The organism is Rhizobium sp. NZLR1, from assembly GCF_017357385.1.
Taxonomy (GTDB): domain Bacteria; phylum Pseudomonadota; class Alphaproteobacteria; order Rhizobiales; family Rhizobiaceae; genus Rhizobium.
In genome coordinates this window covers 811,717-825,416 of record NZ_CP071633.1, presented here as the reverse complement: position 1 = coordinate 825,416, position 13,700 = coordinate 811,717, and the positions used below count along the sequence as shown (strand labels likewise).

Here is a 13,700-nt window from a genome sequence, read left to right as displayed (position 1 = left end):
TCAGCGGTGCAGCCACATGCGAAGGGCCGACAGAAGCTGTTCGGTATTGACCGGCTTCGCCAGGTAGTCGGAAGCGCCCGCTTCCAGGCATTTCTCGCGGTCGCCCTTCATCGCTTTGGCCGTCAACGCCAGGATCGGCAGCCGCCGGAATCGTGGCTCCGAACGGATGACCTGCATCGTCTCGTAGCCGTCCATTCCAGGCATCATGATATCCATCAGCACGATTGCGACAGAGGGTTCATTGTTGATGACGTCGATGGCTTCGCTGCCGGTCGTTGCTGTCAGCACCCGCATTCCCCGGCGCTCGAGCACGCTGCTCAGCGCGAAGATGTTGCGAGCATCGTCGTCGACGAGCAGTACTGTCTCGCCGACGAGATCCTCGTCCGAGCTGTGCAATTCCTGCAGCGTCGCCTGTTTTGCAGGCGGCAGGTCGGCGAAGACCCGGTGCAGGAACAGCGCAGTTTCATCGAGAAGACGTTCCGGAGACTCCACGCCCTTCACGACGACGCTTCGCGCCATGCTGTGTAGCGTCGCATCCTCCTCGGGGGAAAGCTCCCGTCCAGTGAATACGACCACTGGAACCTCACCGATCTCGGCGTCGTCGCGTATTTTCTCCAGTACGTCGAAGCCGGACATATCCGGAAGGGAAAGGTCGAGCACCACGCAATCCGGAGGATCCTGCCTCAGAGCGTCGAGTGCTTCCGATCCGGAGCCGACGCTGGTGATGTCGATGTCGTCATGTCCGAGAAGGGCAGTGACGCTCAACCGTTCGGCCTCGTTGTCTTCGACGAGCAACAGATGCTTGCGGCGCGGTTGCGCATAGGCTTTCAAACGCGACAGCGCCTTGCCGAGGCCCTCCGGCGTCGTCGGCTTGCTCATGAAGGCGAAGGCGCCGCGGGTCAGCCCATGCTGGCGATCTTCATCGAGACTGATGATCTGCACTGGGATATGCCGCGTCTGCGGGTTCTGCTTGAGCTGGCTGAGCACCGTCCAGCCGAGCATATCGGGCAGGAAGATGTCGAGCGAGATCGCCGCCGGCCTGTAGTCCTGCGCGAGTGCCAGCGCATCGCCGCCACGCATCGCCACCAGAACCTTGAATCCATTGTCACGGGCGAGATCGGCCAAGACGCGGGCGTAATGTGGATCATCCTCGACGATGAGCAGCACCGAGTCACCGGCCGCTATCCGATGACGATCGTCTTCAACATGTTCGGTTGGTTTTTCGGCACGGCGGATTGCCGCGGCCTCGGCAAATTCCACGACGTTTGCCGGTGGGACGGATTTCGGCGCAACCGCCCCGGCACCGACATAGGTGAGCGGCAGATAGAGGACGAAGGTGCTGCCGACGCCGGGCGTGCTGCGGAGCTGGATCTCACCCCCCAAGAGGTTTGCCAGCTCGCGGCTGATCGCCAGGCCAAGGCCGGTGCCGCCATATTTACGGCTTGTCGAGGCATCAGCCTGCTGGAACGCCTCGAAAATGATGCGCTGCTTTTCCGGGGGGATGCCGATGCCGGTGTCAACCACTTCGAAGGCGATGACGGAGGGCGCGTGCCGGAGCGACGGATGATCGGGCGACCAGCCGCTCGCCGGCAACCCGACACGAAGCGTGACGCCGCCCTGCGCGGTGAATTTGAAGGCGTTCGACAGCAGATTCTTGAGGATCTGCTGCAACCGCTTCGAATCCGTAATGATGCTCTTGGTAATATCGCCACCGACCTCGACCGCGAATGACAGGCTCCGATTTTCCGCCTCATGCCGGAATGGCCGGGCCATCATCTCAAGCAGGTTGCTGACGAAAATCTCCTCGGCATCGACCGAGACCGTTCCGGACTCGATCTTCGACAGGTCGAGGATATCGCTGATGAGGTTCAGGAGATCGGTTCCGGCGCCGTGGATGGTCTTGGCGAACTCGACCTGTTTTCCCGACAGGTTGCCATCCGGATTCTCTCCCAGCTGCTGGCCGAGGATGAGGATCGAATTCAAAGGCGTGCGCAGCTCATGCGACATATTGGCGAGGAATTCGGATTTGTACTTCGATGTCAGCGCCAACTCGGTTGCCTTTTCCTCCAGCGCGCGCCGGGCCTGCTCGATCTCCTGGTTCTTCGCCTCGACTTCGACGTTGCGTTCTTCCAGCTGCTGCGCCTTCTGCCCGAGCTGCTCGTTGGTCTGCTGCAACTCGCGCTGCTGCGTCTGCAGCTCGGCGGCAAGCTGCTGGGACTGCTTGAGCAGGCCTTCGGTCTGCATGGTCGCTTCGATCGAGTTGAGCACGATGCCGATCGACGTCGTCAGCTGGTCGAGGAATGACAATTGCAGCTCGGTGAATTCGCCGGCGGAGGCAAGCTCGATCACCGCCTTCACCTGCCCCTCGAAATGCACCGGCAGCACGATGGCGCTTCTCGGCAGGGTCGTGAACACGCCGGAGCTTATCGGAACGACATTGTCGGGAAGATCGGTGACCAGGATGCGGCGGGCGTCGCTGGCACACTGACCAACCAGTCCCTGGCCGAATTCAAGCCGTGCCGGGTGCGCCGCCTCGACCCCTTGCGCATAGACAGAGAGCAGCGACAAGACCGGCTGCCGTTCATCGGCATCCACCTGGTAGATTACCCCCTGATGCGCGCCGACCAGCGGCGCCAGCTCCGAGAGCAGCATCTTGCCGACCAGCGTCAGATCGCGCTGTCCCTGCAACATATTGGTGAAGCGCGCCAGGTTGGTCTTCAACCAGTCCTGCTCGGTGTTACGCTCGGTGGTCAGCCGCAGATTGTCGATCATCGTGTTGATGTTGTCCTTGAGCTCGGCGACTTCGCCGCGCGCGTCGACCTTGATCGAGCGCGTCAGGTCGCCCTTGGTGACGGCGGTCGCCACTTCGGCAATGGCGCGCACCTGCGTCGTCAGGTTGGCGGCAAGCAGGTTGACGTTGCCAGTCAAATCCTTCCAGGTCCCCGCCGTGCCCGGAACATTCGCCTGGCCGCCGAGGCGGCCTTCCACGCCCACCTCGCGCGCCACCGTCGTCACCTGATCGGCGAAGGTCGCGAGCGTGTTGGTCATGTTGTTGATGGTTTCGGCGAGCGCCGCCACTTCGCCCTTGGATGCGACGGTGAGGTTCTGCTTGAGGTCGCCGTTCGCCACCGCCGTCACCACCTTGACGATGCCGCGAACCTGCTCGGTCAGGTTAGCGGCCATGACATTGACGGTGTCGGTCAGGTCCTTCCAGGTGCCTGCCACTCCAGGCACCTGCGCCTGGCCGCCAAGTTTGCCTTCGGTGCCGACTTCGCGGGCGACGCGCGTCACCTCACCGGCAAAAGCGTTCAGCTGGTCCACCATCGTATTGATGGTGTTCTTCAGTTCGAGGATTTCACCCTTCACGTCGACGGTGATCTTGCGCGACAGGTCGCCGCGCGCCACCGCCGTCGTCACTTCGGCGATGTTTCGAACCTGGGTGGTCAGATTGGCGGCGAGCAGGTTGACGTTGTCGGTCAGGTCCTTCCAGGTGCCGGCAACGCCCGGAACGACCGCCTGGCCGCCGAGCCGGCCATCGGTCCCGACCTCGCGCGCCACACGCGTCACTTCGCCGGCGAAGGATCGCAGCTGATCCACCATGGTATTCAACGTATCCTTCAACAGCAGGATTTCGCCGCGCACGTCGACGGTGATCTTGCGCGACAGGTCGCCGTTGGCGATCGCGGTCGCCACCTCGGCGATATTGCGCACCTGCGCCGTCAGATTGCCGGCCATGGAATTGACGCTGTCGGTCAGGTCCTTCCAGGTGCCGGCCACACCGGAGACCTGCGCCTGGCCGCCGAGCTTGCCTTCGGTGCCGACCTCGCGGGCGACACGCGTCACTTCACCGGCAAAAGCGTTCAACTGGTCCACCATGGTGTTGATGGTGTTTTTCAGTTCGAGGATTTCTCCTTTCACGTCGACGGTGATCTTGCGCGACAGGTCGCCACGCGCCACCGCCGTTGTTACTTCGGCGATGTTTCTCACCTGGCCGGTGAGGTTGGAGGCCATGGAATTGACGTTCTCGGTCAGATCCTTCCAGGTGCCGGCGACACCTGGCACCTGCGCCTGGCCGCCGAGCTTGCCTTCCGTCCCGACCTCGCGCGCGACGCGCGTCACTTCGGAGGCAAACCGGTTCAGCTGATCGACCATGGTGTTCAGCGTTTCCTTGAGCTCAAGGATTTCACCCGAGACCGACACCGTAATTTTCTTCGACAGGTCGCCATTGGCAATCGCAGTCGAGACCTCGGCGATGTTGCGCACCTGCGCCGTCAGATTGCCCGCCATGGAATTGACGCTGTCGGTCAGATCCTTCCAGGTGCCGGCAACACCGAGCACGTTGGCCTGGCCGCCGAGCCGCCCTTCGGTGCCGACCTCGCGTGCCACACGCGTCACCTCACCGGCAAAGCCGTTCAGCTGATCGACCATCGTATTGATGGTCTCCTTCAGCTCGAGGATTTCCCCCGATACGGTGACGGTGATTTTCTTGGAAAGGTCTCCCTGAGCGACGGCGGTGGCGACTTCGGCAATGTTGCGCACCTGTCCCGTCAGGTTGGAAGCCATGGAATTGACGCTGTCGGTGAGATCCTTCCAGGTGCCGGCAACGCCGCGCACATTGGCCTGGCCGCCGAGCCGGCCCTCTGTGCCGACTTCGCGGGCCACACGGGTCACTTCCGAAGCAAAGGCGTTCAGCTGATCGACCATCGTATTGATGGTTTCCTTCAGCTCAAGGATTTCACCCTTCACGTCGACGGTAATCTTCTTCGACAGATCGCCATTGGCAATCGCGGTCGAGACTTCGGCGATATTGCGCACCTGCGCCGTCAGGTTGCCGCCCATCGAGTTGACGTTTTCGGTCAGATCCTTCCAGGTGCCGGCAACGCCGCGTACATTGGCCTGGCCGCCGAGCCGCCCTTCCGTGCCGACTTCACGGGCAACGCGGGTGACTTCCGAGGCAAAAGCGTTCAGCTGATCGACCATCGTGTTGATGGTCTCCTTCAGCTCGAGGATTTCGCCCGACACCGTCACCGTGATCTTCTTCGACAGGTCGCCATTGGCGATCGCGGTCGAGACCTCGGCGATGTTGCGCACCTGTGCCGTCAGGTTCGACGCCATCGAATTGACGTTGTCGGTGAGATCCTTCCAGGTGCCCGCGACACCCGGCACCTGCGCCTGTCCACCAAGCCGGCCTTCGGTGCCGACTTCACGCGCTACGCGCGTCACCTCGCCGGCAAAGCCATTGAGCTGATCGACCATGGTGTTGATGGTTTCCTTCAGTTCGAGGATTTCGCCGGAGACGTCGACGGTGATCTTGCGCGACAGGTCGCCGCGCGCCACGGCCGTCGTTACCTGGGCGATGTTGCGGACCTGGGCGGTCAGGTTGCCGCACATGGCGTTGACGCTGTCGGTCAGGTCCTTCCAGGTGCCGGCGACGCCGGGCACCAGGGCCTGGCCGCCGAGCTTGCCCTCGGTGCCGACCTCCCGGGCGACGCGCGTCACTTCCGAGGCGAAGGACCTCAGCTGGTCGACCATGGTGTTGATCGCTTCCTTCAGTTGCAAGATTTCGCCGCGCACGTCGACGGTGATCTTCTTAGAAAGGTCGCCGTTCGCGACGGCGATCGTCACCTCAGCGATATTTCGCACCTGCGCCGTCAGGTTCGAGGCCATCGAGTTCACGCTCTCGGTGAGGTCTTTCCAGACGCCCGTCACCTCCGGCACCTGCGCCTGCCCGCCGAGTTTTCCGTCGGTGCCGACCTCGCGCGCCACACGCGTCACTTCCGACGTGAAGACGCTGAGTTGCTTGATCATCGTGTTGACGATATCGGCCGAGCGTAGGAATTCGCCTTTCAGCGGTCGCCCGTCGACATCGAGCGGCACGGTCTGCAGCAGATCCCCCTTGGCGACCGCAGTAATCGTGCGGGTGACGGCAGTCGTCGGCCACAGCAGATCGTCAATCAGACCATTGATCGAACCTTCCATCTCGGACCAGGAACCGTCCGACAGGCCGAAGCGCACCCGCGTGCTCGTCCGCCCGTCCCGGCCGACGACTTCGCCGACATGCTCAAGCTGCTGGGCCATGCGCTGGTTGGCAGCGATGATGTCGTTGAGAGCGTCGGCGACCTTGCCGGTAACACCGGTCAGATCCGCTCGCATCCGCACCGAAAAGTCGCCGCGGCGAACCGCGACAAGAACCTCCAGAAGCGCGCTGGCGTCATCGAACGCCATGGTTTTATGGTCGTGCCCATTGACGCCGTCTACCGCAACGACATCGCGCGAAAATTCACTGGTCTGCTTGCTCACGAAATCCCCCTTGTTCGACTGGAGGTAAATTAGTGCTCAAGTGGAAAAAGGGTATGGCTGAGGCGCGCGGTTGCAGAGATCGACGTATTGGGCATCAGCCGTCAAACTTTGCCTGCGCTGGAACAGTTTCCGGCCGGCCGTCGTTTCCAACCTGATAATGGAGAGCGACATGTCGAACGTCTCAAGGACAGGCAAGGAAGAGATCAACAACGCGACCAGCCCGACCACCTTCGGGAGGTCGGTCGAGAGCCAGGCGCAGATGCAGGATGCGGCCGCGCAAGCCTCGCCGGACGCCAGTGGCGAAATGCTGAACATCTACCGGCTGGAACCGATCGCCAAGCCCGACGATCCCAGATGGGCCAACGCTCCCGGACACGGCATCATCGTGGTGGCCGCCCGGACGCCGGGCGATGCGAGGATCGTCGCCGCGGCTCGTGAGCTCGACTTCATGGAAGTGGATGCAGCTCCCGCCGAAGATGTCACCACGGTCAATGCCAGCGCCTTCCGCGACGACAAGCTCTACACCGTCATCGAGATCGATCGGGATAGACGCGACGTCAAACGCGGGATCGTCGACGGTGTAGTTTCGGTCGACACGATCCGACCGGTCGAACTGGATTAAATGCCCCTCTTTTCATTGGAGCTCTCATGAATACGGCCAACCTGCAGCTCAAGGGCCTGATCATGGCAATAGCCTCGATATGCGACGCGATCGTCGAGAAAGAACTGCTCACCCATCAGGAAGTCAATGCCGCGCTCGCGAAAGCCAGAAAGGCCGTCGAAGATGATGACGACAACGAGCTATCCGATTCCAACCGCGCCGCCATCCTGTTTCCCATCCGTGTGCTGATGCTTGCCGACGAGGCAAACAAAAGAGGCGAGCGCTTCACCTTTTCGGACTATGCAAAGCTCGTGGGTAAGCTCACCTGAACATGTTCGACGTGCACGGTTTGGGGATAGACAGCGGCCACCTATTATATTGTCAGCAGTGTCGCTACAGCGATTTTGCAATAAGTTGATATTTTCAGTCTTGTTTTGGACGCGTCCCGTGGCTATACGGCGGCGGCATACACTCACGCACCGGGATCCTTACGTGACCAGCCTCAAATCACTCTTGGCCGCCTGCGGCCTCTCAACCGTGATCGGCCTTGCCGCAACTCCCTCACTGGCCGGTTCGACGACTTACCCGCTGACGCTCGAAAATTGCGGCGCTGAGGTAACGTTCAAGAAGGCGCCCGAGCGGGCGATTGGCCTCGGCCAGAACAGCGCTGAAATTCTGCTGCTGCTCGGCCTCGAGGACAAGATGGCCGGCACCGCTTTCTGGCCGAGCAAGGTCTTGCCGCAGGTTGCCGAAGCCAATGCCAAGGTCAAGCTTCTGACCGTCGAGATGCCGACCTTCGAATCGATCCTCGCCGAAAACCCCGACTTCGTGGCGGCGGCCCTGCCGAGCCTGGTCGGGCCGAACAGCAAGGTCGCCAAGCGCGAGGATTTCGACAAGATCGGCGTCGTCACCTATCTCTCGCCCAGCACCTGCCTCAGCACCAAGGACGTGAAGGACCAGTATGGCAGCCGCGCCGAGTTGTGGAACATGGATCTTCTCTACAAGGAGATCGACGAACTATCGCAGATCTTTAACGTCGCCGATCGCGGCCAGGCGCTGATCGCCGACTTCAAGGCGCGTGAGGCCAAGCTTCGTTCCAGCGTCTCGAAGGACGGCAAGAACCTCTCCTACGTCTTCTGGTTCTCCAGCCCCAGCCCGTCCGCCGACGCCTATCTCGGCGGCAAGAACAGCGCCTCCGGCTTCATCGCCGACCTGCTCGGCGGACACAATGCGATATCAGCGGAAGCGGAATGGCCGACGCTCGGCTGGGAAGCCATCATCGCCGCCAATCCCGACGTCATCGTCGTTGCCAGCCTCGACCGCAACCGCTGGGAGCTCGACAAGCCGGAGGCCAAGATCAACTTCCTCAACACCGATCCGGCCGTCAGCCAGATCACTGCCGTCAAGAACAAGGCGATCGTCGTTATGGACGGCCAGGCGATGAACCCTACCGTCCGTACGATCTACGGCGCCGAGCAGGTTGCAGGCCGGTTGAAGGCTCTCGGTCTGTTGAAGTGACGGAAGCGGGCCGTATCTTCCGGCAGCTGGGAACCGCCGTCGCGCTGCTCCTCGCCTCCTTGTGCCTCGTCGCTGTCGCCATTGGCGTCAGCGTCGGGATCGGCGACTTGCCGATCCCGCTTGCAACGACGTTTTCGGCCGTCACCAACCGGCTTGGATGGACCGCGGTCGAGCTGAACCGCATCCACGAGACGGTCATCTGGGATTATCGCCTCAGCCGGGCGCTCGTCGCCGCCTTCTGCGGCGCCGGGCTGGCGCTGTCGGGCGCCACCATGCAGTCGCTGCTGCGCAATCCGCTGGCTGAACCCTATGTGCTCGGCATCTCCGCCGGCGCCTCCACAGGCGCGGTGGCAATCGTCATCCTCGGGCTCGGCGCGGGCGCGGTATCATTGTCGGCCGGAGCCTTTGCCGGCGCCTTCGCCGCCTTCTTCTTCGTGGCGCTGCTCTCGAACGGCACGCGCGGCGGGGCCGACCGCATCATCCTTGCCGGCGTCGCCGCCTCGCAGCTTTTCAACGCCACCACCTCCTATATCGTCACGACCTCGGCCAATGCACAGCAGGCCCGTGACGTGATGTTCTGGCTGCTCGGCAGTTTCGGCGGCGTGCGCTGGCCGGAATTCGCGCTGGTCTCGGTCGTCGTCGGCATCGGCCTCGCCGCCTGTCTGTTCTACGCCCGCGTACTCGACGCCTTCGCTTTCGGCGACGAGGCGGCATCCTCGCTCGGCGTCAATGTCGGCCGCGCCCGCATGGTGCTCTTCGCGCTGACGGCGATGATGACGGCGACGATCGTCAGCATGGTGGGCTCGATCGGCTTCGTCGGCCTCGTCGTTCCGCATGTCGCCCGCTTTGTCGTCGGGCCGCTCCATATTCGCCTGCTGCCGGCCTGTGCCATCGCGGGAGCGATCTTCATGGTGCTCGCCGACATTGCCGCGCGCGCCCTCATTCCCAACCAGATCCTGCCGATCGGCGTCGTCACGGCACTGGTCGGCGTTCCGTTCTTCTCGATCATCCTCTACCGGTTCCAGCGCGCGTCATGAGCATCAAGGCCGACAACCTCATCTGGAAAATTGGCAGGAAGACCATTCTGGACGGCGTTTCCCTGGAGGCGCAGCCGGGCCAGATGCTCGGTCTGCTCGGCCCCAATGGTTCGGGCAAGACTTCGCTGCTGCGGCTCCTCGCCGGCCTGAAGCGGCCGCATGCCGGCCGCGTCACGCTCGACCGCAATGATATCGGCGCGATTAGCCGCCGCTCGATCGCCCGCCGCATCGCCTTCGTCGAGCAGCATGCCACGACAAATGCCAATCTGAAGGTCGTCGACGTCGTCAAGCTCGGCCGGTTTCCGCATCGGTCGATGTTCTCAGGCTGGGCCGGGGCTGACGAAGAGGCGGTCGAAGGCGCGCTGGCGCGCGCCGGCATGGCGGAGAAACGCGACGATCGCTGGCAGAGCCTGTCGGGTGGTGAAAAACAGCGCACCCATATCGCAAGGGCGCTCGCCCAGTCGCCCCAAGAGCTGATCCTCGACGAGCCCACGAACCATCTCGATATCCAGCACCAGATCGGCCTGATGCGGCTCGTCTCCGGCCTGCCGATCACCAGCATCGTCGCGCTGCACGATCTCAACCATGCCGCCATGTTCTGCGATCAGCTGATCATCATGCAGCGGGGCAGGATCGTCGCCTCCGGCGCACCGCAGGACGTGCTGAGCGAAAACCTCCTGCGCGATGTCTTTTCCGTCGAGGCCCGCATCGAAGCCTCACCCCATCATTCCCGCCCGCACATCCACTATCTCAGATGAGAGTAGCTGAAGCCGCTCTCATGTCACGATCTGCAGCGGCAAAGCGGTCGTCTTTTTCAGCGTCTTGAGGACAATGCTTGACTTGACCGACGCCAGATTGTCGGTGACCCGGATCATTCTTTCGAGAAACTGGCTGAGATGGTCGAGGTCGCGCGTCATGACCTTCATCAGAAAATCGGCGTCCCCCGTCTGCGAATAGCACTCCAGAATCTCCGGCGCCGTCTCGATGAAGCGATGAAGCCGCTCGTTTCCGCCTTCCGTATGCGCTCTGAGGCTGACAAGAGTATGAGCGACGACGCTGAAACCCAACTTTGCGGGATTGAGGATGGCAACGACATTCTGAATGTACTGCTCGTTGCGCAGCCTTTCCAAACGGCGCGCGCATTGGGTCGCAGAAAGATTGACCTGCTGCGACAACTCGCTCTGCGTCATCTCGCTGTTCTGCTGGAGCGCGGCAAGCAATTTGATGTCGAACTGGTCAAGCATGGTCACGATCCCCAAAAGAGGTGAATTTCTGCGCATTATAGCTACGACACGCCGATTATCTTCATATTTATGTTGAAGCAGGGAGATAATCGCAGAAATTCGCCGCAGGAGTTCAGTTAATCTCCGACCAAGAGATGGAACGGAGGTGGACTTATGTTTGACCAACTGAATAGCCGGCCAGCCGACAGCCTACTTGCCCTGATCAAGGCCTTTCACGCCGACGATCGCAGCGGAAAGGTCGACCTCGGCGTCGGCGTCTATCGCGACATCATGGGACGCACGCCGGTGATGCGTGCCGTGAAGGCAGCGGAGCAGTTTCTTCTCGAGACCCAGGACAGCAAGAAATACCTTGGCCCGGAAGGCGATCTGCAATTCGTGCGCCTGCTGCAGCCTATTATTTTCGGAAAATCACCGACGTTCGGTCATCGCCTTGTCGGCATTCAGACACCGGGCGGAAGCGGTGCGCTGCGTCTAGGCGCCGAACTCATCCAAACAGCAAATCCGTCGGCGAAGGTTCTGCTCGGGACGCCGAGCTGGCCAAACCATGCGCCGATCTTCGGCGCAGCGCGTTTGCCGGTCAAGGCGTACGCCTTTGTCGACCTGACGTTACAGCAGGTGAAATTCGAAAGCGTCATCGAAGCCTTGTCTTCCGCGGGGGAAGGCGACGTCGTGCTCCTTCACGGTTGCTGCCATAATCCGACCGGCATCGATTTCACCATGGAGCAGTGGCGGCAGATCACCGCACTGCTTGTTGCACAGAAGCTGGTGCCGTTCATCGATCTTGCCTATCAGGGGCTCGGCGACGGTCTGGAACATGACGCCGCGCCGACACGCATGATCCTCGATGCCGTCGATGAGGCGCTGATCGCTTATTCCTGCGACAAGAACTTTGGCCTTTATCGCGAGCGTGTCGGCGCGCTCTATGTCATGGCCCGCAATGTCGACGACACCGGGAAGGCCGAAAGCAACATGGCGGCCCTTGCCCGTGTCAACTGGTCTATGCCGCCCGACCATGGCGCCGCGATCGTCAGAACCATCCTCGAGAGTGACGAAATGTCGGCAATGTGGCGCGCCGAACTCGAGGAGATGTGCCAGCGCGTCAACGGCAATCGTGCGGCGCTTGCCGCCGCTGCTCCCGATCTGGCGTTCATTAGCCAGCAGCGCGGTCTGTTCTCCAATCTCTCCATGTCGAAAGAAACGGCAGTAGCGCTTCGAGCCAAGCACGGCATCTATATGGCCGATTCCGGTCGTATGAACCTTGCGGGCATGCAGCCGGACGATGCCTGCGCCATCGTCGCCGCACTTCGCGCTGAAGGCTGCCTAAAATCATCGATGTCGGCCTAAGCGAACTCAAGCCTTTGAGGTTTTAAAATGAGCAGGAAAGAAACGACCGGCCAGGCGATGACCCGTTCGCTCATCGGCCATCGGATCGACACGGTCTTCGGCATCCCGGGCGCCCATATGTATGATTTCAACGATGCCCTCTACGGTGCCAGCGACAAAGTTCGGTTCATCCACACCAGGCACGAACAGGGCGCCGGATATATGGCCTACGGCTATGCCAAATCCACCGGCCGGATCGGCGCCTACACCGTCGTGCCCGGCCCCGGCGTCCTCAATTCCGGCGCGGCTCTGTGCACGGCTTACGGCGCCAATTCGCCGGTGCTTTGCATCACCGGCAACATCATGTCCCATTTGATCGGTCAGGGCAGAGGACAGTTGCACGAGCTGCCGGATCAACTCGCGACGATGCGCGGGATTACCAAGACGGCGGAGCGCATCAATCACCTGTCGGAGGCCGGTCCTGTCATGGCCGACGTCGTCAGCAAGATGCTTTCCGGCCGCCAGGGTCCGGGAGCGGTCGAAGCCCCTTGGGATGTATTTGGCCAATCCGGCCCTGAAATCGAACTTCCCATCGGTTCGAGAGCCCCTCACCCAGCAGTCAACCACGATCAGGTCGCTGCCGCAGCCGCGCTGATATCAGGCGCCAAGAACCCGATGATCATGGTTGGCGGCGGTGCCGTAGATGCCGGCGCCGAGATCGCCGCGCTTGCAAAATTGCTGCAATCGCCCGTCACCTCCCATCGGTCCGGCAAGGGCATCGTCGCCGACGACCACCCGAACACCCTGAATTTTGTCGCCGCCTATGAATACTGGAAGAACACCGACGTGCTGATCGGGATCGGCAGCCGGCTCGAATTGCAGTTCATGCGATGGAAGTGGCTCCCCAAGGGCCTCAAAGTGATCCGCATCGATATCGATCCGACCGAGATGGTCCGCCTCAAGCCGAATGTCGGCATTGTCGCCGATGCCAAGGCAGCGACGCAAGCTCTGCTCGATACCCTGGCAGAATCGCCCAGCAAGGATCGCACCCGCGAATTTGCCGATCTCAACAAAGGCGCCAAGTCCCGGTTCTCGGAAGTGCAGCCGCAGCTTGCCTATCTCCATGCCATTCGCCAAGCCCTGCCGAGGGACGGCTTCTTCGTCGAGGAGGTCAGCCAGGTGGGCTTTACCGCCCGGTTTGCCTTCCCGGTCTATGGTCCGCGCCAATATGTGACATGCGGTTATCAAGACAATCTGGGTTTCGGCTTCAACACGGCCTTGGGTGTAAAAGTCGCCAATCCCGACAAAGCTGTGGTCTCTGTTTCAGGCGATGGAGGCTTCATGTTCGGCGTTCAGGAGCTTGCCACTGCCGTCCAGCACAAGATCAATGTCGTCGCTATCGTCTTCAACAATTCCGCCTATGGCAATGTGTTGCGAGACCAGAAGCAGGCATATCAAGGCCGCTATCTCGGCTCGGACCTGACCAATCCTGATTTTGTCGCTCTTGCCGAGAGCTTCGGTATCCGCGCATTCAAGGTGACGAGCCCCGGCGAATTGAAAGCCACCATCGAGAAAGCTCTGTCTCTCGACGAACCGGTTCTCATCGAGGTTCCGATCGAAAAGGGATCAGAGGCGAGCCCCTGGCCTTTCATTCATCCGGCTCCGCACGCCGATTGA

9 protein-coding genes are annotated in these 13,700 nt (G+C 61.5%); 7 read left to right on the top strand and 2 right to left on the bottom strand.

Annotation, left to right across the window (positions count from 1 at the left end):
- The gene (locus J3O30_RS26255; RefSeq protein ID WP_207584704.1) at positions 1-6,300 is read right to left on the bottom strand and encodes a HAMP domain-containing protein; all 6,300 of its coding nucleotides are present in this window, start codon (positions 6,298-6,300) and stop codon (positions 1-3) included.
- Positions 6,301-6,457: 157 nt separating this feature from the next.
- Here J3O30_RS26255 and J3O30_RS26250 point away from each other — a divergent pair, with 157 nt between their 5' ends.
- The 5 genes from J3O30_RS26250 (at position 6,458) to J3O30_RS26230 (ending at position 10,214) form a co-directional block, all read left to right on the top strand.
- Positions 6,458-6,922, top strand: coding sequence for a hypothetical protein (locus tag J3O30_RS26250; RefSeq protein ID WP_207585195.1), 465 nt, complete (start codon positions 6,458-6,460; stop codon positions 6,920-6,922).
- A 26-nt stretch (positions 6,923-6,948) separates the two neighbouring features.
- Complete coding sequence (locus tag J3O30_RS26245; protein WP_207584703.1) at positions 6,949-7,230, top strand: hypothetical protein; 282 nt, start codon at positions 6,949-6,951, stop codon at positions 7,228-7,230.
- A gap of 163 nt (positions 7,231-7,393) precedes the next feature.
- The gene (locus tag J3O30_RS26240; protein WP_207584702.1) at positions 7,394-8,419 is read left to right on the top strand and encodes an ABC transporter substrate-binding protein; all 1,026 of its coding nucleotides are present in this window, start codon (positions 7,394-7,396) and stop codon (positions 8,417-8,419) included.
- The gene (locus tag J3O30_RS26235) at positions 8,416-9,456 is read left to right on the top strand and encodes an iron ABC transporter permease (protein WP_207584701.1); all 1,041 of its coding nucleotides are present in this window, start codon (positions 8,416-8,418) and stop codon (positions 9,454-9,456) included. Before J3O30_RS26240 ends, J3O30_RS26235 begins: the two co-directional genes overlap by 4 nt.
- Positions 9,453-10,214 (top strand): ABC transporter ATP-binding protein, encoded by a 762-nt coding sequence (locus tag J3O30_RS26230; protein ID WP_207584700.1) that lies wholly within the window; start codon positions 9,453-9,455, stop codon positions 10,212-10,214. Before J3O30_RS26235 ends, J3O30_RS26230 begins: the two co-directional genes overlap by 4 nt.
- 18 nt (positions 10,215-10,232) lie before the next feature.
- On the opposite strand, the gene J3O30_RS26225 is transcribed toward J3O30_RS26230, so the two are convergent.
- Positions 10,233-10,700 carry an Lrp/AsnC family transcriptional regulator gene (locus tag J3O30_RS26225; RefSeq protein ID WP_207584699.1) on the bottom strand — a complete coding sequence of 156 codons (468 nt, stop codon included), beginning with the start codon at positions 10,698-10,700 and terminating at the stop codon, positions 10,233-10,235.
- A 153-nt stretch (positions 10,701-10,853) separates the two neighbouring features.
- Between J3O30_RS26225 and J3O30_RS26220 the strand changes: the two genes are divergently transcribed.
- Both J3O30_RS26220 and J3O30_RS26215 read left to right on the top strand, forming a co-directional pair.
- The gene (locus tag J3O30_RS26220; protein WP_207584698.1) at positions 10,854-12,044 is read left to right on the top strand and encodes an amino acid aminotransferase; all 1,191 of its coding nucleotides are present in this window, start codon (positions 10,854-10,856) and stop codon (positions 12,042-12,044) included.
- A gap of 27 nt (positions 12,045-12,071) precedes the next feature.
- Positions 12,072-13,700: a thiamine pyrophosphate-dependent enzyme gene (locus J3O30_RS26215; protein WP_207584697.1), complete on the top strand. Its 1,629-nt coding sequence runs from the start codon at positions 12,072-12,074 to the stop codon at positions 13,698-13,700.

Coding starts and splice junctions, on each gene's coding strand:
- J3O30_RS26215 (WP_207584697.1), top strand. CDS start 12,072: ATGAGCAGGAAAGAAACGACCGGCCAGGCGATGACCCGTTCGCTCATC.
- J3O30_RS26245 (WP_207584703.1), top strand. CDS start 6,949: ATGAATACGGCCAACCTGCAGCTCAAGGGCCTGATCATGGCAATAGCC.
- J3O30_RS26250 (WP_207585195.1), top strand. CDS start 6,458: ATGGAGAGCGACATGTCGAACGTCTCAAGGACAGGCAAGGAAGAGATC.
- J3O30_RS26230 (WP_207584700.1), top strand. CDS start 9,453: ATGAGCATCAAGGCCGACAACCTCATCTGGAAAATTGGCAGGAAGACC.
- J3O30_RS26220 (WP_207584698.1), top strand. CDS start 10,854: ATGTTTGACCAACTGAATAGCCGGCCAGCCGACAGCCTACTTGCCCTG.
- J3O30_RS26225 (WP_207584699.1), bottom strand. CDS start 10,700: ATGCTTGACCAGTTCGACATCAAATTGCTTGCCGCGCTCCAGCAGAAC.